The sequence below is a fragment of the Pseudomonas oryzihabitans genome (assembly GCF_007665395.1).
GTDB lineage: Bacteria > Pseudomonadota > Gammaproteobacteria > Pseudomonadales > Pseudomonadaceae > Chryseomonas > Chryseomonas psychrotolerans_C.
Window position 1 is genome coordinate 87,712 of the sequence record NZ_VDND01000003.1, and the last position, 22,557, is coordinate 110,268.

A 22,557-nucleotide genomic window follows, 5' to 3' on the forward strand; every position below is an offset into this window, starting at 1 on the left:
CCCGCGGGTTCCTGTCGTGTGGGTGACAGGAGCCCAGGTGGCGCCTGCCGCCAGCGACGATCGGAGCGGTCGTCGATCAGGCGTCGCCCGCCGGGCCCAGTAATTCTTCCGCGATATCCAGCAGCGCACGCAGCCGATCCATGAGCCGCAGGTCCTGGTGGTAGCCCACCCAGATCTCTCTCGACGGGGGCGGGCCGAAGGTCTCGATGAGCTGCAGTCCTGCCGTCGCATCGCCGACCGGGCGGGGCAGGACGGCAACCCCCAGGCCGCGCCGGCACAGCTGCGCCTGGACCGTCCGACTGGTACTGGTGAAAGCGCGTCGCGACCCCGGTAGCCGCTCCATCAACCAGGCGACATCGGGAAAGTGCGCTTGCGCGGTGTTCATCAGGATCAGGCCGACCGTGGCCGGATCTTCCTGCACGGCCAGCGCGGTAGCGGCCGAGCCATAGAGTCCATAGGGCAGGGTCAGGAAACGCCGCTGGACGATATCCGGTTCGCTGAAGGGCACCAGGCGAAAGGCCACGTCCGCATCGCGCCGGGAGAGATCCAGCAGCCGATAGCTGGCGATGACCTCGGGCACCACGGCGGGGTGCCGACGGCTCAGCTCGGCCAGGACCGGCGCCAGGACATAGCCGGCAAACCAGTCCGCCGAGGAAATCCGCAATAGCCCCTCCAGGCGCTCGTGGTTGCCCGCCAGGCGCCGCTCCATGGCCAGGGCCGAGGCTTCCATGGACTCGGCCAGGGCGAAGACCGCGTCCCCTGAATTGGTCAGGATCAGACCGTCACCCGTACGGCGGAATAGCGCCTGCCCGGCTTCTTCCTCGAGCACCTTGACCCTGCGACCCACGGTCGGGTGGCTGATGTCCAGCGCCCGCGCCGCCGCGCCATAGGACCCGCCGCGGGCAACCGCCAGGAAGATCCGCACATCACCCCATTCCATGCCGAACTCACGTTCAAAAATGAACATTCAATATGCAGGAAGGGCAGTCCCCAAACAATAACGTAGGGGAGACCATGACGACTCACGTCAATCCCGGTCCGTTGGACCTTGCCAGTGGGGTGGAACTGGCTCTGCAGGGGAGATCAGCCATGAGCAGATTGCGAGAGAGGGCAGCGAGGGTAACGGGCGCCTGCAAGGGCCTGGAAGGGAGTGTCGCTCGCCAGGAGGCAGCGGACGGTGCCCGGGCACAGCCCGACAGCCGCCGCTGGTTCGCCCTGGGCGTGTTGTTGCTCGGCACGCTGCTGCCGCCGCTCGACTTCTTCATCGTCAATGTGGCGCTGCTGGTGATCCGCAACGACTTCGCGGCGTCTTCGGATCTCGCCCAATTAGTGGTGTCGGTCTATGCGACCGCCTATGCGGTCACCCTGATCCTGGGTGGGCGGCTGGGCGATCTACGGTCGCAAGCGCGTCTATCTCGGCGGCATGGTGGGCTTCGGCCTGGCCTCCGCGCTGTGCGGACTGGCGCCCGCGCCCGAGGTCCTCATCGCCGGCCGGCTGCTGCAGGGCATAGCCGCTGCCATCATGGCGCCTCAGTCCCTGGCCTTGATCCATGCGACCTTCCCGGCGGAGGAGAAGAACCAGGCGCTCGGTCTTTATGGCGCCACCTTCGGGCTCGCCTCGGTCTGCGGCCAGGTGCTGGGTGGCGTGCTGATCGAAGCCAATCCCTTCGGACTCGGCTGGCGCAGCATCTTCCTCATCAACCTTCCGATCATCCTCTGTGCCTTGCCTGCCGCCTTGGCCTGGCTGCGCGAGAGCCGGGCGAATCAGGGGGCCCGGCTGGACGTCATCGGCGCCTGCTTGCTCGCGGCGGGGCTGTTGGCGCTGGTCGTTCCCCTCGTCGAGGGGCCGCGACTCGAGTGGCCCTGGTGGTCCGTGTCCCTGCTGCTCTCGAGTGGGGTGGTGCTGCGCCTGTTCTGGCGCTACGAGCAGCGCCAGGAACGGAAGGGCGAAATGCCCTTGGTGCTGCCCTCCCTGTTCGCGGCAGCCCGACTGCGCCGCAGCCTGCTGGCGACCTTCCTGTTCTACGCCCTTGCCCCTTTCTTCCTCATCTTCGCCGTCTACCAGCAGGCGGGGCTGGGTCACGGCGCCTTGGCGGCGGGTTGGGCGATTCTGCCCCTGGGCGTCGGGTTTCTGTGCGGCCCCCTGTGCAGTCCGCGCATCGCCCGGCGCCTCGGCACCCGCACCGCCTCCCTGGGCATGACCCTGGAAGTGGCGGGGCTGGTGCTGGTAGCCGCTCTGGCGGGCTCACCCGCCTGGCTATCCGTTCCGCTGCTGTTGATCGGCCTGGGGCAGGGCATCGCGCTGCCCGCCCTGGTCAGGTCGAACGCGGATCAGGTGGCGCCGAGCTTGGCCGGTCTGGCGGCCGGCTTGACGAATGCCACCTTGCAGATCAGCGCAGCCCTGTCGGTCGCGCTCCTGGGTGGCCTGTTCTTCCAACTCGCCCCCGAGGGCGCCCCTGCCGCGACGGTTCGCTTCGCCTTTTCGCTGACGTCGGTGGCGATCGGCGGCGCCTTGGCGCTGGCGGCGGGGTTGAGTTGGCGGAGAACGCCGGAGGGCGCTGCCCAGACCGCTATCGGCTCCAGTACCCACTGACCTTGCCAAAGACCATCGAGGGGAAACCCGCATGAAAAAGACCTGGCTCATCACCGGCTGCTCCTCCGGCCTCGGCCAGCACCTTGCCGTGGCAGCCGCTGCGCGCGGCGACAATGTCGTGGCCACCGCCCGCGATCCGGCCATATTGCAACCGCTGACCCGGCAGTTCCCGGATAACCTCAAGGCGGTGCGCCTGGATGTCACGGACGCCAGCGCCGCGGCCGCCGCTATCGCTTTCGCGCAGCAGGCATTCGGCGGCCTGGATGTCTTGGTGAACAATGCCGGGGTCGGCTTCATAGGGGCGGTCGAAGAGGCCGAGCCCAGTGAATACCGGCCGGTTTTCGAGGTGAATGTGTTCGGCCTGATCGAGATGACCCGCCTGGCGCTGCCAGCGCTGCGCGAGCGCGGTTCCGGCCGCATCGTCAATCTGTCGTCCGGGGCCGGGCTCTCGGGAGGTCCTGGCTCGGGTTACTACAGTGCCAGCAAGTTCGCCGTCGAGGGATTTTCCGAGTCCCTGGCGCGGGAGGTCGAGCCCCTTGGGCTAAGGGTGATCATCGTCGAGCCCGGCCCCTTCAGGACCGACTTCCTCGGACGCTCCATCGCGCTGGCGAAACAGGTGATCGGCGCCTACGCCGACACCGCCGGGCGCCGGCGTGCCTATCGCGACAGCAACGATGGCCGGCAGGCGGGAGATCCACGCAAGGCTGCCGCGGTGATCCTGCAGGCGGTGGAGGCGGCGAATCCGCCCTTGCATCTGCCGCTGGGACCGGTCGCCTACGACATCGCCGAACACAAGCTGAGTTCGCTGCGGGCGGATATGGACGCCTGGCGAGCTATCGCCCGGCATACCGACTTTGACTGACTTGTGCGAAACAACGGCCAGGAGCCAGGCCAGTCCAGCGAATACGCCGTGCGGCCCGGACTGGCGGTCGACCCCTTTGCCATTCGGTCGGTGTCGGCGGCGATCTCTGCGCAGGCGGTGCGGCATGGCTATCCAGCCGGATCGGCGCATCCTGGCCGCGCTCTGGGCACCGCGCGTGGCGGCGTCCCGAAGGCGTCCGGGGCACTCAGCCGTAACGCTTGAACGCCTCGATGGCCAGGCCGTTGCCGATGTTGCCGAAGCGGTCGCCGTCCACCAGGCGGGCGCCGGGGAAGCGCCTGGCCAGGGCCTGGCGCAGGGCCGGGATGCCGCTGGAGCCGCCGGTGAAGAACAGGCTGTCGACCCGCGCCGGATCGAGGTCGGCGCGGGCCAGCAGCTCGTCCACGCCGCGGCTAAGACGTTCCAGCTGCAGGGCGATGGCGGCATCGAACAGCGGACGCTCCAGATCGGCGGCCAGGCCGGTCTCGATGCGATCCAGGCGCAGGGTGCGGCGCCAGTCGTCGGTCAGGGCGATCTTGGCATCTTCCACCTGCATGGCCAGCCAGTGGCCGGCGCGCTGTTCGATGAGCTTGAACAGGCGATCCATGCAGCGGGTGTCCTGGGCGTCGTATCTCATGTCGCGCAGGCCCAGCACGCTCTTCTTGGCGTAGACGGCGTTGATGGTGTGCCAGGTCGCCAGGTTGATGTAGTGGCTGGTGGGCATGGTGGCGCCGCTCTTCATGGCGCTGCCGTAGCCCAGCAGCGGCATCACCCCCTCCAGGCTCAGCTGGCGGTCGAAGTCGGTCCCGCCGACGTGCACGCCGCCGGTGGCGAGGATGTCGCCGGCGCGGTCGGCCAGCTCGCGGCGCTCCGGTGCCAGGCGCACCAGGGAGAAGTCCGAGGTACCGCCGCCGATGTCGACGATCAGCACCAGCTCCTCGCGCTCGATGCTGCGCTCGTAGTCGAAGGCGGCGGCGAGGGGCTCGAACTGGAAGGAGATGTGGCTAAAGCCCACCTGGCGCGCCACGGTGGCCAGGGTGTCCTCGGCTTCCTGGTCGGCGACCGGATCGTCATCGACGAAGTGCACCGGGCGACCCAGCACCACGGCGTCGAAGGCGCGATCCGCCTGCTCCTCGGCGCGCTGCTTGAGGGTGCCGAGGAACAGGCCGAGCACCTCGGTGAAGGGCAGGGCGCTGCCGAGGATGCTGGTCTCGCCCTTGAGCAGGCTGGAGCCGAGCAGGCTCTTGAGGGATCTCAGCAGGCGGCCTTCGTAACCTTCCAGGTATTCGTGCAGCGCCTGGCGGCCATAGGCCGGACGGCGTTCCTCGGCGTTGAAGAAGATCACCGAGGGCAGGGTGGCCTTGCCTTCCTCGAGGGGCAGCAGGACCTCTCCCGAGGGCCGCAGCCAGCCGGCGGTGGAGTTGGAAGTACCGAAGTCGAGGCCCAGGGCCCGGGCGGGTAGAGCGGCCATGTCAGGATCCGTAACGCGAACAGCCGCGCAGTTTAGCCCAGACCGGCGCGCAAACGAACCCTGGCCGGATGCCAGCAGGGTGGTCGCAGCCGTCTCGCCGGGGCTTCGGCCATAGCGGGTGGTGCGCGACGGGGCTAGGGCCTGGGCCCCTCGTCGCGGCGCTGGTCGAAGCTGCAGGCATCCTGCCGACAGCGCCGCCCGCCGTCCGGATGCGGCAGCCAGGTCAGGCCCGGGCGCAGCTTGAGGAACAGGCGATAGCCCAGTTCCAGCAGGGGGCGCAGCGGGCGCCAGGCGAGGGGTCGCGCCCAGTGGCCGAGGCCGGCGGTGCGCCAGCTCCAGTAGGTGGCATCCAGGCCACGGAACCAGTGACCGTCGGCATCCCGGGCATGCAGCAGGTCGAGCATGGCCTGGCGCGGTGGGGCATCGGCCGGCGGTTCATAGTCGGGCGCGGCCAGGTCGACCAGGTGTAGGCGACGCGGATCGGCGTGCCGCCGCAGCCAGGCGATCTCCCGGGCGCAGAGCGGGCAGGCGCCGTCGTGGTACAGGGTGAGGGGCAGGCGGGGGACATGCATCGTGATCTTCCTGGGGGCTTGCCTATCTGGACCGGCCACGGGCTCTGCCGTTGCGCTTTCCGCCGAACGGTAAGCGCAACGGCGCGCTCTGGCGAGTCGGAATCAGAGACGCCGGATGACGGCATTGCACGCAAACCACACGAGCTACGAACGAGGTCGCTATGGATCTGGGAATCAACGGGCGCGTCGCCCTCATCACGGGCGCCAGCGGTGGCATGGGTCTGGCAACGGCCAAGCTGTTGGCCGAAGAGGGCGTCAAGCTGGTGCTGTCCGACCTGGAGCAGGACAAGCTGGCAGAGGCGGCCAAGGGCCTGCCGGGCGAGCTGCTGCTGATCGCCGCCGACATGACCGACCAGGCGGCGGTGAACAAGCTGGTGGAGCAGGGCGAGAGCCGCTTCGGCCAGATCGACATCGTGGTGCATACCGCCGGTGTCACCGGCGCCAAGGGCGATCCGCTGGAATTGGCCGACGCCGACTACGAGGAGGCCTGGGCCACCGACTTCTTCTCCGCCGTGCGCGTCGCCCGCGCCGCCATCCCGCGCATGCGCCAGCGTGGCTGGGGCCGCTTCGTCTGCATCACCTCGGAAAACGCCGTCCAGCCCTACTGGGAAGAGGCCGTCTACAACGTGGCCAAGGCGGCCCTGGCGGCCTTCATCAAGAACCTGTCCTACAAGGAAGCGGCCCACGGCGTGCTGTGCAACACCGTCTCGCCGGCCTTCATCGAGACCGGCATGACCGACGGCATGATGGAGAAACGCGCCAAGGAACTTGGCGTCTCCTTCGACGAAGCCATCGAAAGCTTCCTCGACGAAGAGCGGCCCGGCATTGTGCAGAAGCGTCGCGGCAAGGTGGAAGAGGTGGCCGCGGCCATCGCCCTGCTGGTATCCGAGCGCGCCTCTTTCATCAACGGCAGCAACCTGCGCGTGGATGGCGGTTCGGTCCAGGCTGTGCAGAACTAGGTTTGCCATCCGCTCAATCGCGGTAGAACGTCAGGCCGCGATTGACCGCGCAGCGGTAGGCCACCTTGTCGCCACGCGGGCGGTAGGAAGGCAGCTCGAACGCGTCCATGCTGAATTCGGCGGAGTCGTCGGGCTTCACCCGGTAGCGCAGGAGCTGCACCACCGGCTGACCGTCCGGCGCGACGCTGACATGTTCGTCGGCGAAGGCCAGCACCTGGTCGGGAGTGATGCGAAAGGCACCCAGCTGCAGGCCGCCGCGGGTCTGGCTGGGATTGGTGGCGGGCAGCGCCGGCTGGCAGGCGCCGAGGTCCAGCACCAGGCGGACCGCAGCGCCTTGCAACAGCGCGGTACGCACTGCTGCCTGGTCGGGCAGCGGCGTGGCGGCCTGGGCACCGAGGACGAACAGGCCGGAGAGCAAGGGTAGGAAACGCGCGGTCATGGTCAGGCTCCATGGCATTGGGAGCGCTCCAGCTTAGCCAAGCGCAGCGCTGCGATCGGCGGACCCGGTCACGCTTTGCTCTGGAAAGCGGGTTTCAGCCCTCGGGCCAGGGCTTCACCGGCCTAGCGATTCTGGCTGCCGAGGCGGTCGTCCACCCTCCGCTAGGGCTGCCTAGCCGGGCTGGTCTTCGTCGGGAGGGGCGCCCGCCGAATCCTGTTCGCTCCGCTGACGCCGAACCGCCTCCGCCAGCGGAATGAATTCCACCTGGCGGTCCTTAACCACCGGCGGCAGGGTGATGCCCATGGACACGTAGATGCTGGTGAACATGTCGACGCCCATGTCGGCCGGCTTCACCCAGTCCACCGGTACATAGAGCAGGCCACCGCCCACCGGCACGGGTGCCGAGGGCACCAGCACGGCGTGATAGTGGCGACCGTCGATGTCCACCACCGCCGGATTGGGCAGCAAGGCCAGCACCGCCACGCCCTGGCCACCGAAGAAGCACCACACCGGACTCATGGCGCGGATGTCCGCCCCGCCTTCCTTGCGGTCGAGCAACTCGACGAAGCGTTCGGCCAGGCCATAGAGCTTGCCGAACACCGGTATGCGCCGGAACGTCAGGTTGGCGAACCAGGCCAGTGGCCGGCGCAGGCCCAGCTTGACGGCGATGCCCAGCGGATAGAGCAGCACCAGCAGCACCAGGGTGCCGATGCCATAGGCCGCCAGGGAGTTGCCGACGAAGGGATGACCGACCGCCACGAACAGCTGGCCGAGGGTGGTGTTCGGTCCGATCAGCCCGTTGAGGAAGCTGACGATCCAGCCGATCAGGGCCAGGGTCAGCACCAGCGGCAGGAGCAACAGCAGGCCGGCCAGCCAGGTGGATACGATGCTTTCGAAACCGCGACGAACGAAGGGCATGCAAGGACTCGACGGCTAAAGCACCAGTCTACGCGAGCCGTGCGATCAGCGCCCGTCACACCCTCGCCGACGGGCACTCGGCGAGGGGTTTGCCGGTCTGGAAGACAATCCCCTCGCGTTCTGGAGTCCTGCCATGCCCCTCAAACTTCGCCCGCTGCTGCTCGCGGCGCTACCTTTCGCCCTGTGCGCCGGCTGGGCGCTGTCCACGCCGGTACAGGCCGCCACCCAGGTGGTGCAGGTCCGCGATTTGCCCATCGGCGCAGGGCGTCCCAAGATCATCGTCTCCACCTCTGGTAAGACCGCCGAGCAGGTGCTGGAGCAGGGCCAAGCCGCCGCCGGGTCCGCGGCGGTCGACATCCTGGAGTTGCGCCTCGACCTCCTGACGTTCGCCACGGACGCCGACCAGGTCGCCGCCCTGGGGCGGCAACTGGTGCAGGCGCTGGGCGGCAAGCCGCTGCTGCTGACCTTCAGGTCCAAGCGCGAAGGCGGCGCCGGCGAGCTGGATGACGCGGCCTACGCGGCGCTCTACGGCAAGCTGCTGCAGGCGGGCTTCGCCGACCTGATCGATGTGGAGATGCGGCGCGACGAGCGCAGGGTCAAGGCGCTGGTGGTGGAGGCGCACAAGACCGGAGCCAAGGTGATCCTCTCCAGCCACGACTTCCAGGGTACCCCGAGCAACGCCGACATGCTGAAGCGGCTGCAGCGTCAACAAGCCCTGGGCGCCGATATCCTCAAGCTAGCGGTGATGCCCCACGACGGCGGCGACGTCGCCCGCCTGCTGCAGGTGACCTGGAACATGCACGAGCGCAGCCCCCGGCCGCTGCTCATCATGGCCATGGGCGGTACCGGCAGCGTCTCCCGCCTGGCGGGCGAAACCTTCGGCAGCGCCCTCACCTTCGGCAACCAGGGCCAGGCGTCGGCCCCGGGCCAGATCGAGGCCGACGTCCTGCACCAGACGCTGGAGGCGCTGCACCGGGCGCGCCAGCCTTCCTCATAGCCAGCGACGGTAGAAGGCCGCTTCCTGCTCCAGGGCATCGGCCTGGTTGGCGGCCTGGCGAAAGCCATGGCCTTCGTCGGGGTAGCGGCGCACCACCACCGGCACGCCGCGGGCCTCCAGGGCGGCGGCCATGGCGTCGGTCTGGGCCGGTACCACCACGGCATCCTTGAGGCCCTGGAGGAAAATTACCGGCGCCTGGATGCCCGCGGCATGCAGCAGCGGGGTACGGGCCTCGTAGCGAGCGCGGTCGGCTATGGGGTCGCCGATCAGCCAGTCGAGGTAGTCGGCCTCGAACTTGTGGGTGACCTTGGCCAGCGCCAGGGGATCGCTGACCCCATAGACGCTGGCCCCGGCGCGGAAGACGTCGCGAAAGGCCAGGGCGCAAAGCACCGTGTAGCCACCGGCGCTGCCGCCACGGATGAAGGCGCGCGCCGGATCCACCAGACCCTGGGCGCCCAGGTAATCGACCACTGCACAGGCGTCCTCCACGTCCACCTCGCCCCAGCGCAGGTGCAACGCCTGGCGGTAGGCACGGCCATGGCCACTGCTGCCACGATAGTTGAGATCGGCCACGGCGAAGCCCTGGCGGACCCAGAACTGGATACGTGCCTCGAACACCGGATAGGTACAGGAGGTCGGGCCGCCATGGATGCTGACCAGCAGCGGTGGCGGACCCTCGCCATGGCGCTCCGGCAGGTAGAGAAAGCCCTGGGCCAGGCCGTCGCCGCTGGGATAGCTCAGCGGCTGCGGCGCGACGATGGCGGCTTCCGCCAGGGGCGCCACGCCCCCGCTGACGATGTCCACCGCGCCGGTGGCGCGGTCGATGGCCAGGATCGCCGACGGCCGTGTCGGCGCGGCGGCGATGCAGTAGCAGTACCGCTCGTCCAGGGCCAGCCCGCGGAAGCGGGTGAAGTCGGGGGCCAGGCGCCGCACCTGGCCGTCCGCCCGGCGTTCGCCGAGCAGGCCGAAGCCTTCTTCCTGCCAGGTCGCCAGCCAGCCTTCCGCCGTGGGCAGCCAACTGGCGCCGCCCAGCTGCCAGGGCGCGGCGGCGTGATCCGCCGCGGGTGCCGCCTGGGGCGCGAAGCCGTCGGGCGTCTCGCACCAGGGCTGCCACCAGCCCTGGCGATCGCTCAGTGCCCAGAGCCGGTGGCCCTGATCGAAGAGCGGCTGCTGCAGCGACTCCTCGGGGTCGGCCGAGACGAGGCGGGGCGCGCCGGGACGTCCCGCGGCGTCCAGTTCCGCCGCCAGCAGCCGGGTGCGGGTCCAGGGCTGGTGGGGCCGATCCCATTCGATCCAGGCCAGCCAGCGACCGTCGGCGCTGGTGCGGGGCGCGGCGTAGAAGTCCGCGCCCTCGGCCAGCACCTGCCGCTCGCCGTCCAGGCCAAGGGTGACCAGCCGATGGCGCGGCGGTTGCTCGCTACGGTCTTCCTCGACCGCCAGTATGCGTTGCTGGTGGCCATCCCAGTGCAGGTCGCCATAACGCCACTGTGGGCCACCGGCGAGCCGTTCGGGCGCGCTGCCATCGCGCGGTTGGCGGTAGACCGCCTGATCGGCTTCATTGACGAACAGCGGCCCGGCGTCGGCGAGGCAGAGGGCGCCACCGCCGTATTCATAGACCTTGCTGCGCAGGCTGAAGCCGGCCGGCGTCAGGCAGTGTGGCGCGGCGTCACCCTGGCGTACCCAGAGCCGGGTGGCGCCGTCGCAGGGATCGTACTGGCTCCAGTAGAGGCCACTGGCATCGACCTTGAGCTCGGCGAAGTCGATACCGGCGGCAACGGCCTGGGCCGGCGTGAGTGGCGTAGGGACGGTCATGGCGATTCCAGAAGGAAGAACAGCCGTTAGCCTAGCAGCTGAGGATGGGCAGCGAGACGCACCGGTTTTTCCCCCTCTCCCTCCGGGAGAGGGCCGGGGTGAGGGAAGCGTGGGCTGTTGGGCTTCGCTGGGCTCAACCCAACCTACTGGTGCAAGGCTTTTCCCCCTCTCCCTCGGGGAGAGGGCCGGGATGAGGGTGGCCGGGGCTGTTGAGCTTCGCTGGGCTCAACCCAACCTACAGGAGAGCGTCGCTTTTCCCCCTCTCCCTCCAGGAGAGGGCCGGGGTGAGGGTGGCCGGGGCTGTTGGGCTTCGCTGCGCTCAACCCAACCTACGGGCGGGCGTCGCTTTTCCCCCTCTCCCTCGGGGAGAGGGCCGGGGTGAGGGTGGCCGGGGCTGTTGGGCTTCGCTGGGCTCAATCCAACCTACGGGTGCAAGGCTTTTCCCCCTCTCCCCCTGGGAGAGGGCTGGGGTGAGGGGCAAGCCCGTTCGACGCCTGCCCTAGAACAACCCCAGTTGCTCCCCTGGCGGGGCGAACTGACTGCAGTCCGGGCCTTCGCCTTCACGCCGCTCCAGGCCGAAGCGGCGGCGGGCCAGGCGAAAGCGCTGGGCCAGCAACTCGGCGAACTGCCCTTCGCCCTTCATGCGGATGCCGAAGCGGCTGTCGTAGTTCTTGCCGCCGCGCGATTGGCGGATCAGGCTCATCACATGGGCGGCCCGCTCGGGGAAGTGCGTTTGCAGCCATTCCTCGAACAGCCCGGCGATCTCCAGCGGCAGGCGCAGCAGGGCATAACCGGCCGAGCGGGCGCCGTGGTCGCGGGCCGCCTCCAGCAGGGCTTCCAGCTCGTGGTCGTTGATCATGGGGATCATGGGGGCCAGCAGGGCGCTCACCGGCACCCCGTGCTCGTGCAGGGTGCGCATGGCGCGCAGCCGGGCCTGGGGCGCCGCGGTGCGGGGTTCGAGGATGCGCTTGAGGTCGTCGTCCAGCGTCGTCAGGCTGAAGGCCACCCGCACTAGGTTGCGTTCGGCCAGCTGCACGAAGAGATCCAGGTCGCGCAGGATCAGCGCGCTCTTGGTGATGAGGGTGACCGGATGGCGATAGCGCAGCAGGACCTCCAACGCCTGGCGGGTCAGTTGGTACTGTCGCTCGATGGGCTGGTAGCCATCGGTATTGATGCCCAGGGCGATGGGCTGCGGCTGGTAGCCCGGCTTGCACAGCTCCGCCTCCAAACGCTCCACCAGGTTGGTCTTGGCGATCAGCTGGGTCTCGAAATCGATGCCCGGCGACAGGTCCCAATAGGCGTGGGAGGGCCGGGCGAAGCAATAGATGCAGCCGTGCTCGCAACCGCGATAGGGATTTACCGAGCGGTCGAAACCGACATCCGGGGACTGGTTGCGGCTGATGACGGTCTTGGCCGTTTCCTGACGGACGCTGGTGGTAAAGGTCAGCGGCGTCGCCTCTTCGTACCAGCCGTCGTGCTCGACCTCGCTGCGGGTCGCGGCGAAGCGATTGTGCGGATTGCTGGCGGTGCCACGGCCGCGTGGCGGACGCTGGGGCTGGGGCATGACGAGACCTCTATAATGTATATTTGTACAGTATAGGGCCTGGGCGATCCGGGCAAGGGGACAGTCGTCGGCTGGGCGCCGTAAGGTCCGGCAGCCCAGCCGGCAGGATCGGTGGCCGCGCGGGCCACCGATCCTGCGCCCTACAACACCGAAATCGGGTAGTTGAGGATGATGCGGTTCTCGTCGAAGGAGCCGCTGGCGCTGTAGTCGCGTCTCATGCTGGAGTTGCGCCAGCGGATCAGCAGCTTCTTCAGCGGACCGCTCTGCACCTCGTATTGCACCTCGGATTCGCGGCCCCATTCCTTGCCGTCGGTGATGCTGCCGGTGTGGACGTTGTCGCCGCTGAGATAGCGATTCATCAGGGTCAGGCCCGGTACGCCGAAGGCGGCGAAGTTGTGGTCGTAGCGCACCTGCCAGGAGCGTTCCCGGGCGTTGTCGTAGCTGGAGTTGTAGCTGTCGTTGGCCAGGGTGCCGCCGCTGGTGCCGTTGACCCTCATCCAGGCGCTGTCGCCACTGACGCGCTGCAGGCCAACATAGAAGGTGCCGCCACCCTGCTTGGCCGAAAGCAGCGCATAGGCAGTGCGGTTGTCCAGGGCACCGGCGCGAGCGGCGCCATCGTCGTCGCCGATGAAGTAGCCGAGGTTGGCGCCCAGGGTCCAGCTGCCCACCGGCTGGTAGTGGATCAGGTTGATGAACTTCTGGTGGTAGATGTCTTCGAGCTGGGCATACCAGAGGCCAACTCGGGTGCGCTTCTCGTTGAAGGTGTATTCGCCGCCGACGAAGTTGAAGCGGTCGGAGGTGGCATTGGCGCGGCCCTGCATGAACATGTCTTCCATGCTGGCATCGTTGCGCGGGCTGTTCTGGCGCATCTGGCCGCCCCAGAGTTCCAGGTTCTGGATCTCGGTGGAGTGGATCTGCGCGCCCTGGAAGGTCTGCGGCAGCGAACGGCCATCGTCGGATCTGAGGATCGGCAGCACGGCGAACCATTCGCCGACCTTGATATCGGTCTTGGAGATCTTGGCCTTGGCCGCCACCGCCAGGCGGCCGAAGTCCTTGGCCGGTTCATTGCCGGCATGGGTCGGCAGCAGCTGGGTACCGTAGGTGCCGGCACCGCCATCGAGTTTGACCGAGTAGAGGCCGAGGGCATCGATGCCGAAGCCCACCGGACCCTGGGTGTAGCCCGAGGTCAGGCCGAAGATGAAGCTCTGGGTCCATTCCTCGGCCTTGTTCTGCGCGGTGTAGGCCGGATCGACGAAGTTGCGATTGAAATAGAAGTTACGCAGGTTGAGATTGGCCTTGGTGCCGTCGATGAAGCCGCTATCTGCGGCCCACAGGGGAGCGGTACTGGCCAGGGTGGCGAAGGCGGCGCAGGCACGGACGAGCCGGCCGGAAGCGAGTCGAGTGCTCATGGGTGGTCCTTGTTCTTGTCGGTAAGGGGTGCCCTGCCGGCGCGGAGGCGGCATCTGACGTGGGCGAGGTAAGGCGGCGAGCGGCGGGGGTATCGCTAGGAGGGTGCGGGCAACATGGGAGATTCCTTTCTTATTCGAATTAGTGGAAGGCAGCGACCGAAAGACTCGGCCGCTTAGTTATATGACAACGTATGTCTTGCTGCAAGGCTACCGAAGTAGCTGGCTGGAGCCTCCGCCTGGCGCAGGCTCCAGCGGAGGTCAGACGCTGGCCTTGAGGCTGTCCTGACGGGCCGTGTCGTAGGCGCCCTTGTCCATCTGCACCGCGCCCGGCTTGCCCAGTTCGCTCATGGGCACGCGGTAGGTTTCCGGCGACAGATAGGCGGCCAGGGCCGACAGGCAGGTCACGCCGAAGGCCAGGCTACCGACCACCAGCCAGATGTTGTCGGTGCCGGGCGGTGCGACCAGGGTGAACAGCGCCGGCAGCATGGCGGTGAACATGGTGCCGATGTTCTGCGAGATGGCCATGGCCGAGACGCGGTAGCGGGTCTGGAACTGCTCCGGGTAGAAGCTGGGGAAGACCGCGTTGTAGCCCTGGTAGACCACGCCCCACATCAGCAGCGACATGACGAAGGCCAGCGGCAGGTTGTGGATGCTGATGGCATAGAGATAACCGAAGGCCAGCAGGCCGGAGCCCAGGGCGCCACCGATCATGGTCGGGCGCCGGCCGATACGGTCGGAGAGGTTGCCGACGAAGGGGATCACCAGCACCGCGACGATGTTGCCGACCACGGGTATCCAGAGGTAGACGCTCTTGTCGAAGCCGATGCCGTAGGCCGGCTGCACCGCATAGGCGGCGCCGAAGATGGTGGCCACCACCGGGATCACGTTCATCAGCGCCATCAGGGCGACCAGGATCATGGACTTCCAGCTGGTGCTCAGGGCTTCGCCGATGGGCGAGCGCTTGGCGACGGTCTCGGCCTTGGCTTCTTCCTTGACGAAGGCCGGCGTCTCATGGACCTCGCGACGGATGATGAAGCCGGCCAGCAGCACGAAGGCGCTGAGCAGGAAGGGAATGCGCCAGCCCCAGCTGTTGAAGGCGTCGGCGGGCATGAAGTAGGCCAGCGGCAGGAACACCGCGGCGGCCATCACCTGGCCGGCCTGCACCCCCTGCAGGGTGAAGCTCGCGTAGTAGCCACGCCGGCCGAAGGGCGCGTGTTCGAGCACCATCGAACTGGCGCCGGAGATCTCGCCAGCGACGGCGAAGCCCTGGATCAGCCGCAGCACCACCAGCAGGATGGGGGCGAGGATGCCGATCTGGTGGTAGGTCGGCAGCAGGCCCACGGCCATGGTGGCGATGCCCATGAGGAACATGCACAGCAGCAGGACGTTCTTGCGGCCGCGGGTATCGCCCCAGTGACCGAGGACGAAGGCGCCGACCGGACGCGCCAGGTAGCCCACGCCATAGGTGGCGAGGGAGGCGACGATGGCGATCTTGGGATCGGTGGAGGGGAAGAAGATCTGTGGGAAGATCAGCGCCGCGGCCTGGGCGTAGATGAAGAAGTCGTAGTATTCCAGTGCCGAGCCGATCCAGCCGCTAGCGGTGGCTTTCTTGGCTTGGGAGCCGGTCGTGGGGGAGGCGGTATTGGCCATGTGTTGTCTCCGGAATTATTGTCAGGCCAGGATGAAATTCGGCGGCGCGCCAGAGCGTGAACGGGCAGCGCAGGGCCGAACAGATAGCGGGATGCGGGGCTAGCCTGGCCGTCGGCGACTGGCCACGGGTGGGCGACAGGCGAGACGGGAGGCGAAGGATAGCGTGGATAGCTGGGACATGGGCGCACACTCTTGTTTGTCTTGTTATGGTCGACGCGGCGGAAGCAGGAGCGCAGAAGGCTCTGAAATCAATAGTGCGAGGCGTCGCCCTGGCTGGTCAATTCGCTGAACGCCCAACTGTTCGATCAGCGAACAGAAACTAACCGGTTCGTACATAATTCATTGTTGGGTTTTCGGGCGCCGAGAATAATCGCCCCCAGACCCGACGAACCAGACCTTCTCCGCGGCGGTCATCCGACGGAGAAGACCGTTCAATACAGGAGCACCGGCATGCAGCGTTCCATCGCGACCGTATCCATCAGTGGCACCCTGACCGAAAAGCTCGAAGCCATCGCGGCGGCGGGCTTCGACGGCGTGGAGATCTTCGAGAACGACCTGCTGTATTCCGGCGCCAGCCCCCGCGAAATTCGCCAGCGCACCCACGACCTGGGCCTGGCCATCACCCTGTTTCAGCCGTTCCGCGATTTCGAAGGCGGCCGCCGCGAGCGCCTGCAACGCAATCTCGACCGCGCCGAGCGCAAGTTCGACCTCATGCAGGAGCTGGGCACCGACCTCGTCCTGGTCTGCAGCAACACCGCCGCCGACAGCCTCGGCGATGAACGCCTGATCGCCGACGACCTGCAGCTGCTGGCCGAACGGGCCGCGCCGCGCAACCTGCGCATCGGCTACGAAGCCCTGGCCTGGGGCCGCCACGTCAATACCTGGCAACAGGTCTGGCGGCTGGTGAAGGCGGTCGATCACCCCAATCTCGGCGTGCTGCTCGACAGCTTCCACACCCTGTCCATCGGCGGCGATCCGGCCGGTATCGCCCAGATCCCGGGGGACAAGATCTTCTTCGTGCAGATGGCCGACGCGCCCTTGCTGCAGATGGATGTGCTGGAGTGGAGCCGGCATTTCCGCTGCTTCCCGGGACAGGGCGAATTCGACCTGGCGGGTTTCCTCGCGCCCATCCTGCAGACCGGCTACCAGGGACCGCTGTCCCTGGAAATCTTCAACGACGGCTTCCGCGCCGCCCAGACCCGCGCCACCGCCGCCGATGGCCTGAGGTCGCTGCTGTACCTGGAAGAGCAGACCGCCGCCCGGCTGCAGCGCGAGGAGACCCCGGTGCCGGCGCCGCTGTTCGCCCCGCCCCAGGCGCCGCGCCTGGAGGGCACCGAGTTCCTCGAATTCGCCGTGGACGACGTGCATGGCGCCGAGCTGGCCCGCTGGCTGGGCAAGCTGGGTTTTGCCCAGGCCGGCCGGCACCGCTCCAAGAACGTCAAGCTGCTGCGCCAGGGCGAGATCAACCTGGTGCTCAATGCCGAACCCTATTCCTTCGGCCACAATTTCTTCGAAGCCCATGGCCCCTCGCTGTGCGCCATGGCCTTGCGGGTGCCGGATAGCCAGGGCGCCCTGGAGCGTGCCCAGCAGTACCGGGCGCAACCCTATCGCGGCCTGGTCGGGCCCAACGAGCGCGAGATCCCGGCGGTACGGGCGCCGGATGGCAGCCTGATCTATCTCGCCGACCGCGGCGCCGATGGTCGTAGCCTCTACGACACCGACTTCGACGTCAGCGCCGGCGCCAGTGGCGGCCTCGGGCTGACCCATGTCGACCACGTGGCCATCGCCCTGCCGGCTGACGCCCTGGACAGCTGGGTGCTGTTCTACAAGAGCCTGTTCGACTTCAGCGCCGACGACGAGGTGGTGGTTCCCGATCCCTATGGGCTGGTGAAGAGCCGCGCGTTGAAGAATCGCGAGAGCAACGTGCGCCTGGCACTGAACATCTCGGAGAACCGCAACACCGCCATCGCCCGCGCCCTGTCCAGCTACCGGGGGTCCGGGGTCCATCACATCGCCTTCGCCTGCCATGACATCTTCCAGGCGGTGGAGCAGGCCAAGGCCGCCGGGGTGCCGCTGCTGGAGATTCCGATGAACTACTACGACGACCTGGGGGCGCGCTTCGATTTCGATGACGACTTCCTCAGTCGCCTGGCCTATTACAACGTACTCTATGACCGCGATGCCCAGGGTGGCGAGCTGTTCCACGTCTACACCGAGTCCTTCGCCGACCGCTTCTTCTTCGAAATCCTGCAGCGCAAGGATTACAGTGGCTACGGCGCGGCCAACAGCCCGGTACGCCTGGCGGCCATGCTGCAGGCCCGCCAGGGCCGACCGGCGCCAGCGGAATTCTGAGCGAAGCGGGTCCCTGCGGGGACGCGCACCTCCCCAGCGGTGGCACTGCGGTGCCACCCCGACGACAAGAGTCAAACCCGATGCAGGACACCCCGGCGCTCGCGCCCACGCTCCGTACGCCGCGCAAGAACAATCCCGAGAAGACCCGCCAGGCCATCCTCGCCGCCGCCGTGGCGGAATTCGCCGATGTGGGCCTGAGCGGCGCCCGGGTGGATGCCATCGCCGAGCGCACCCATACCTCCAAGCGGATGATCTACTACTACTTCGGCAGCAAGGAGCAGCTCTACCTGACGGTGCTGGAAAAGCTCTACAGCGATGTACGGGGCGATGAGGCGGAGCTGCCGCTGGACCGACTCGCGCCGCTGGAGGCGATCCGGACCCTGGCGGAATTCCTCTTCGAGCATCACCGCAGCCATGACGATTTCATTCGCGTGGTGAGCATCGAGAACATCCATCGCGGCCGCCACCTGGCGCAATCCGAGACCATCTCCAGCCTCAACTCCTCGGCGCTGGAAGCACTGCGCCGCATCCTGGCCCGGGGCGAAGCCAACGGCGAGGTCCGCGCCGGCCTGGACGTGGTGGACGTGCACCTGTTGATGTGTTCGTTCTGTTTCTATCGCGTCTCCAACCGGCACACCTTCGGTCGCATCCACGCCATCGACATGGAGGATCCGGCCGTGTTGCAGCGCCACAAGGCCATGATCGGCGATGCCATGGTGCGGTATCTGCAGCCGTAGGGTATCTGCGCCACCCTCACCCCGGCCCTCTTCCAGAGGGAGAGGGCGAACCTAGATAGGTAGGGTGGAAAACCGCGTAGCGTTTTCCACGCGGCTGCCCAAGCAATCTTCTCTCGGAGAGAAGACGGGCCTCGTAGAGTGGGTTGAGATGGTCTCAGCGTCGAAGCTCAGCGCTGCCGGATACCCCGCGTTGGGCTTCGCTGCGCTCAACCCAACCTACGGACCTTTCCACCCCCTCTCCCTCAGAGAGAGGACGAACCCAGATACGTAGCTCAGAAAACCGCGCAGCATTTTCCACGCGGCCGTCCGAGTAATCTTCTTTCGGAGAGAGGGCAAGCCTCGTAGAGTGGGTTGAGACGGTCTCATCGTCGAAGCCCGGCGCTGCCGGATACTCCGCGTTGGGCTTCGCTGCGCTTAACCCAACCTACGGACCCACCCCCTCTCCCTCAGGGAGAGGGCCGGGGTGAGGGCGAGGCCCAGCACCCCAGCCAAACCCCTTAGAGCACCGGCATCCCGCCGGTCACCGGCAGCATGGCGCCGGAGATGTAGCTGCCTTCGTCGGAGGCCAGCAGCACATAGGCCGGGGCCAGTTCCACCGGCTGGCCGGCGCGACCCAGCGGGGTGCTGCTACCGAATTGCTCGGGCTCGTCGGGCTTCATGGTGCTGACGATCAGCGGCGTCCAGATCGGGCCGGGGGCCACGCTGTTGGCGCGGATGCCCTTCTCCCCGAGCAACTGCGCGAGACCTGCGGTGAAGTTGGCGATGGCGCCCTTGGTGGCCGAATAGGCCAGCAGGGTCGGCGGGGCGATGTCGGCGTTGATCGAGGCGGTGTTGATGATGGAGCCGCCGCGCGGCATGTGCTTCACCGCTGCCTGGGTGATGCGGAACATCGCATGGATGTTCACATTGAAGGTATGCACCCATTCCTCGTCGGGGATCTCGTCGAGGCTGTCACGCACCTGCTGGAAGGCGGCGTTGTTGACCAGCACGTCGATGCGGCCAAAGGCCTCGACGGTCTTCTGCACCACGTCCAGGCAGGTCTGGCGCTCGACCAGATCGCCGGGCAGCAGCACGGCCTGGCGCCCGGCCTCGGTGACCAGGCGGGCGGTCTCGCGGGCGTCCTCGTGCTCGTCGAGGTAAGCGATGGCGACGTCGGCCCCCTCACGGGCGAAGGCGATGGCCACGGCGCGGCCGATGCCGCTGTCGGCGCCGGTGATCAGCGCCGCCTTGCCCTTGAGGCGACCCGAGCCGCGATAGGTCTCGGCGCCGCTGTCGGGTCGCGGATCCATGCGCGCTTCGGAGCCGGGAAAGGTCTGGGGTTGGGGTTTCAGCGGGGGCTTGGGATAGTCGCTCACGAGAGGGCTCCGAATACGGAAAAATAGAAGGGGCGACCCCGGCCTGTGCCAGGGTGCAGAGCTGGTCAGAGAATCGGTTTGCCGCCGGTGACGGCGATCCGCGCGCCTGAGGTGTAGCTGGATTCGTCGGAGGCCAGCATCACGTAGACCGGCGCCAGTTCCACCGGCTGGCCGGGGCGGCCGAGCGGGGTGTTGCCGCCGAATTCCTTGACCTGCTCGGGCGGCATGGTGGCGGGAATCAGCGGGGTCCAGACCGGGCCGGGGGCCACGCTGTTGGCGCGAATACCCTTCTCGCCGAGCAACTGGGCCAGACCCGCAGTGAAGTTGGCGATGGCGCCCTTGGTGGTGGCATAGGCCAGCAGGGTGGGGCGCGGCATGTCCGAATTCACCGAGGTGGTGTTGATGATGGAGCCACCTTTGCCCATGTGCTTCACCGCCGCCTGGGTGATGCGAAACATGGCGGTGATGTTCACATCGAAGGTGTAGACCCACTCGTCGTCGGGGATCTCGTCGAGGGTCTCGTGGGTCATCTGGAAGGCGGCGTTGTTGACCAGCACGTCGAGGCGGCCGAAGGCGGCGACAGTCTTCTCGACGATCGCCAGACACTGCTCACGCTGGGACAGGCAGCCGGGCAGCAGCAGGGCCTCGCGCCCGGCTTCACGCACCAGCCGGGCGGTGTCCTCGGCGTCTTCGTGCTCGTTCAGGTAGCTGATGGCGACATCGGCGCCCTCGCGGGCGAAGGCGATGGCCACGGCGCGACCGATGCCGCTGTCGCCACCGGTGATCAGCGCCTTCTTGCCGGCCAGCCGGCCGGAGCCCTTGTAGCTCTGCTCGCCGCAATCCGGCAGGGGGTTCATGCGCGACTGCAGGCCGGGGACCTCCTGCTGCTGTTCCGGCATCGGGGCTTTGGGAAAATCGGTCATGGAAGAATCCTCGTCGCTGGTGTGACTTTTGCGGGCCTGTCAGTACCGACAGGCCACAAGCGGCGAGGGTTCGAGACCCGGGACGGGCGGTGCAGCGGCGCTAGCGCGGCGCCGGCTCTGCCCAGCGCGGCGGCACCGTGGGTTGCCAGGCGGCGAGGGCGTCTAGCAGGGCGCTCGGGGTGTCCTCGACTTGCAGCATGGCGCGATGGGGCGCGGCGACGAAGCCCTGGGTCACCAAGTGATCGAGAAAGCCTTCGAGCTGGGCGTAGAAGCCGTCGACCTCCAGCAGCCCCATGGGCTTGGCGTGGTAGCCGAGCTGGCCCCAGGTCCAGACCTCGAAGAGTTCTTCCAGGGTACCCAGTCCGCCGGGCAAGGCGATGAAGGCATCGGCCAGTTCCGCCATCCGCGCCTTGCGCGCGTGCATGCCATCGACCACCTCCAGGCGGGTGCAGCCGGTATGACCCAGTTCGGCGGCCCTGAGACTCTCCGGGATGATGCCGATCACCTCGCCACCGGCGGCCAGGGCGGCATCGGCGACCACGCCCATGAGGCCGATCTTGCCGCCGCCATAGACCAGGGTGAGGCCTCGCTCGGCGAGGGTGCGACCCAGGTGCGCGGCGGCCTCCTGGAAGATGGGAGAGGCACCGGATTTTGCACCACAGAAGACGCAGACGGTTTTCAGCGACATGGGGACTCCTCGGCAGGCAAAACCCCTAGCCTAGCTGCCCGTTCCGCCGGATCCCAGCACCGTCATCGCGCGAGGAAAGTCTCTTCCGGCGCATTGCCGCTGGCGGCCTGGGCGTAGCTGGCGAACAACTCGTGCAGCAGGGCGGTGAGGGTCATGGCGGACGTCCTTGGCTGGCGGATGATGGAGGCAGAGTACCTAAAGCTATGGACCGGCGACCTGGCAAAGGTTTCGATGGGGCCGATAGAGCGAAGCGTGCCACGCGCTTGCCAGGTCTGCCGGAACCCGCCACCCTCGCATCGGTCTGACTGGCGACTTTCACGCATCCGGAGGGTTCATGAAATCTACGTTGCTCGCTGCGGCCTTGTTCGCACTGGGAAGTACCGGCGCCTGGGCCGCCGACAGCTGTACGACGCAAATCGAGGCCGGCGATCAGATGACCTACAGCCGTGCCTCCATCCAGGTGCCGGCGTCGTGCAAGACCTTCACCGTCGAGTTGATCCACAGCGGTAGCCTGCCCAAGAAAGTGATGGGCCATAACTGGGTACTGACGCGTTCCACCGACGCCGCTGCCGTGGACGCCGCCGGCATGAGTGCAGGCGAGACCAAGGGCTACCTGCCCGAGGGCGACGAACGCATCATCGCCCACACCCGCATGCTGGGCGGTGGCGAGAAGGACTCGGTGACCTTCGATACCGGGGCCCTGGAAGCGGGCAAGGAATACAGCTTCTTCTGCTCCTTCCCGGGGCATTTCGGGTCCATGCGGGGGGTGTTGCAGCGGGGGTAATAGGGAGGGCTGACTGTCGCAGTCCGCCTTCTTGAGCAGGAGGTTCCCGTGGGTTGGGTTGAGCGGGAGCGAAGCCCAACGCTGCAGGTCCTCACGCTTGTTTAGTAGGTGCCATGGCTGCTTATTGAGTGCGTGGAGAGTTTTTGTTTCGCCCACCCGGGCGAGTCACTTTTGCCAGTCGCGGCTGCGCGCCCCGGACTACGTGTCCCGAACAAAAGTAACCAAAAACGCTGTCCCCACGTCTCGGCCCTCCGCTGCGCTCCGGGTGATTCGCTTCGCTCACCCTTCGGGCCAGCCTACGGCTGTTACTCCGCTTCGCTACGTTTCCCTCGCTCCGGTGCCGTGGCAGGGGCACGGCACGAAGGGGCTTCCTGCCCCTCGCGCCTTGCTCGGCGTCCTGCCTCGCAACCCCCGCCACGACACCGGAACTCGGCCTCACTGACGGGGACGGGGCGCTAGCCTGAGGTTGCGGTGT

19 protein-coding genes are annotated in these 22,557 nt (G+C 67.4%); 7 read left to right on the forward strand and 12 right to left on the reverse strand.

Annotated features, from left to right (window positions below; all coding sequences use genetic code 11):
- Nucleotides 1–76 precede the first annotated feature (76 nt).
- The gene (locus tag FSV73_RS07970) at nt 77–967 is read right to left on the reverse strand and encodes a LysR family transcriptional regulator (protein WP_260856041.1); all 891 of its coding nucleotides are present in this window, start codon (nt 965–967) and stop codon (nt 77–79) included.
- Nucleotides 968–1,375: 408 nt separating this feature from the next.
- On the opposite strand from FSV73_RS07970, the gene FSV73_RS07975 reads away from it, so the two are divergent.
- Both FSV73_RS07975 and FSV73_RS07980 read left to right on the forward strand, forming a co-directional pair.
- Complete coding sequence (locus tag FSV73_RS07975; RefSeq protein ID WP_260856042.1) at nt 1,376–2,593, forward strand: MFS transporter; 1,218 nt, start codon at nt 1,376–1,378, stop codon at nt 2,591–2,593.
- A gap of 31 nt (nt 2,594–2,624) precedes the next feature.
- Nucleotides 2,625–3,455 (forward strand): oxidoreductase, encoded by an 831-nt coding sequence (locus FSV73_RS07980; RefSeq protein WP_145006456.1) that lies wholly within the window; start codon nt 2,625–2,627, stop codon nt 3,453–3,455.
- A 205-nt stretch (nt 3,456–3,660) separates the two neighbouring features.
- Here FSV73_RS07980 and FSV73_RS07985 read toward each other — a convergent pair whose 3' ends face one another.
- Together FSV73_RS07985 and FSV73_RS07990 are read right to left on the reverse strand one after the other, a co-directional pair.
- The gene (locus tag FSV73_RS07985) at nt 3,661–4,923 is read right to left on the reverse strand and encodes an Hsp70 family protein (protein WP_145006459.1); all 1,263 of its coding nucleotides are present in this window, start codon (nt 4,921–4,923) and stop codon (nt 3,661–3,663) included.
- 134 nt (nt 4,924–5,057) lie between these two features.
- Nucleotides 5,058–5,495, reverse strand: a complete 438-nt coding sequence (locus tag FSV73_RS07990) for a thiol-disulfide oxidoreductase DCC family protein (protein WP_145006462.1) — start codon at nt 5,493–5,495, stop codon at nt 5,058–5,060.
- A gap of 161 nt (nt 5,496–5,656) precedes the next feature.
- Between FSV73_RS07990 and FSV73_RS07995 the strand changes: the two genes are divergently transcribed.
- On the forward strand, nt 5,657–6,454 hold the full coding sequence (locus tag FSV73_RS07995) for an SDR family NAD(P)-dependent oxidoreductase (RefSeq protein ID WP_145006465.1): 798 nt from the start codon (nt 5,657–5,659) through the stop codon (nt 6,452–6,454).
- A gap of 13 nt (nt 6,455–6,467) precedes the next feature.
- Here FSV73_RS07995 and FSV73_RS08000 read toward each other — a convergent pair whose 3' ends face one another.
- Nucleotides 6,468–6,893 carry a VirK family protein gene (locus FSV73_RS08000; RefSeq protein ID WP_186309186.1) on the reverse strand — a complete coding sequence of 142 codons (426 nt, stop codon included), beginning with the start codon at nt 6,891–6,893 and terminating at the stop codon, nt 6,468–6,470.
- Between the two features lie 171 nt (nt 6,894–7,064).
- Nucleotides 7,065–7,811, reverse strand: coding sequence for a DUF502 domain-containing protein (locus tag FSV73_RS08005; protein WP_145006471.1), 747 nt, complete (start codon nt 7,809–7,811; stop codon nt 7,065–7,067).
- Nucleotides 7,812–7,944: 133 nt separating this feature from the next.
- Between FSV73_RS08005 and aroD the strand changes: the two genes are divergently transcribed.
- Complete coding sequence (gene aroD / locus FSV73_RS08010) at nt 7,945–8,808, forward strand: type I 3-dehydroquinate dehydratase (protein WP_145006474.1); 864 nt, start codon at nt 7,945–7,947, stop codon at nt 8,806–8,808.
- Here aroD and FSV73_RS08015 read toward each other — a convergent pair.
- From FSV73_RS08015 to FSV73_RS08030, 4 genes are all read right to left on the reverse strand, one after another.
- Entirely contained in the window at nt 8,803–10,620 is a 1,818-nt protein-coding gene (locus FSV73_RS08015) for a S9 family peptidase (RefSeq protein WP_145006476.1), read from the reverse strand. The genes aroD and FSV73_RS08015 overlap by 6 nt on opposite strands.
- A gap of 499 nt (nt 10,621–11,119) precedes the next feature.
- Complete coding sequence (locus FSV73_RS08020; RefSeq protein WP_145006479.1) at nt 11,120–12,184, reverse strand: PA0069 family radical SAM protein; 1,065 nt, start codon at nt 12,182–12,184, stop codon at nt 11,120–11,122.
- 140 nt (nt 12,185–12,324) lie between these two features.
- Complete coding sequence (locus tag FSV73_RS08025) at nt 12,325–13,593, reverse strand: OprD family porin (protein ID WP_145006481.1); 1,269 nt, start codon at nt 13,591–13,593, stop codon at nt 12,325–12,327.
- Between the two features lie 258 nt (nt 13,594–13,851).
- The gene (locus tag FSV73_RS08030; RefSeq protein ID WP_145006484.1) at nt 13,852–15,243 is read right to left on the reverse strand and encodes an MFS transporter; all 1,392 of its coding nucleotides are present in this window, start codon (nt 15,241–15,243) and stop codon (nt 13,852–13,854) included.
- 450 nt (nt 15,244–15,693) lie between these two features.
- Here FSV73_RS08030 and quiC point away from each other — a divergent pair, with 450 nt between their 5' ends.
- Together quiC and FSV73_RS08040 are read left to right on the forward strand one after the other, a co-directional pair.
- On the forward strand, nt 15,694–17,595 hold the full coding sequence (quiC, locus tag FSV73_RS08035; RefSeq protein ID WP_145006487.1) for a 3-dehydroshikimate dehydratase QuiC: 1,902 nt from the start codon (nt 15,694–15,696) through the stop codon (nt 17,593–17,595).
- An 80-nt stretch (nt 17,596–17,675) separates the two neighbouring features.
- Nucleotides 17,676–18,332, forward strand: a complete 657-nt coding sequence (locus FSV73_RS08040) for a TetR family transcriptional regulator (protein ID WP_145006490.1) — start codon at nt 17,676–17,678, stop codon at nt 18,330–18,332.
- Nucleotides 18,333–18,829: 497 nt separating this feature from the next.
- Here FSV73_RS08040 and FSV73_RS08045 read toward each other — a convergent pair whose 3' ends face one another.
- The 3 genes from FSV73_RS08045 to FSV73_RS08055 all read right to left on the reverse strand — a co-directional run bounded on the left by FSV73_RS08045 (nt 18,830) and on the right by FSV73_RS08055 (nt 21,298).
- A complete protein-coding gene (locus FSV73_RS08045) occupies nt 18,830–19,687 on the reverse strand; it encodes a glucose 1-dehydrogenase (RefSeq protein WP_145006492.1) in 858 nt (285 codons plus the stop codon).
- A 65-nt stretch (nt 19,688–19,752) separates the two neighbouring features.
- A complete protein-coding gene (locus FSV73_RS08050) occupies nt 19,753–20,610 on the reverse strand; it encodes an SDR family oxidoreductase (protein WP_145006495.1) in 858 nt (285 codons plus the stop codon).
- Nucleotides 20,611–20,710: 100 nt separating this feature from the next.
- The gene (locus FSV73_RS08055; protein ID WP_145006497.1) at nt 20,711–21,298 is read right to left on the reverse strand and encodes a TIGR00730 family Rossman fold protein; all 588 of its coding nucleotides are present in this window, start codon (nt 21,296–21,298) and stop codon (nt 20,711–20,713) included.
- Nucleotides 21,299–21,632: 334 nt separating this feature from the next.
- Here FSV73_RS08055 and azu point away from each other — a divergent pair, with 334 nt between their 5' ends.
- Complete coding sequence (gene azu / locus FSV73_RS08060) at nt 21,633–22,082, forward strand: azurin (RefSeq protein ID WP_145006499.1); 450 nt, start codon at nt 21,633–21,635, stop codon at nt 22,080–22,082.
- The last annotated feature ends 475 nt before the right edge of the window (nt 22,083–22,557 follow it).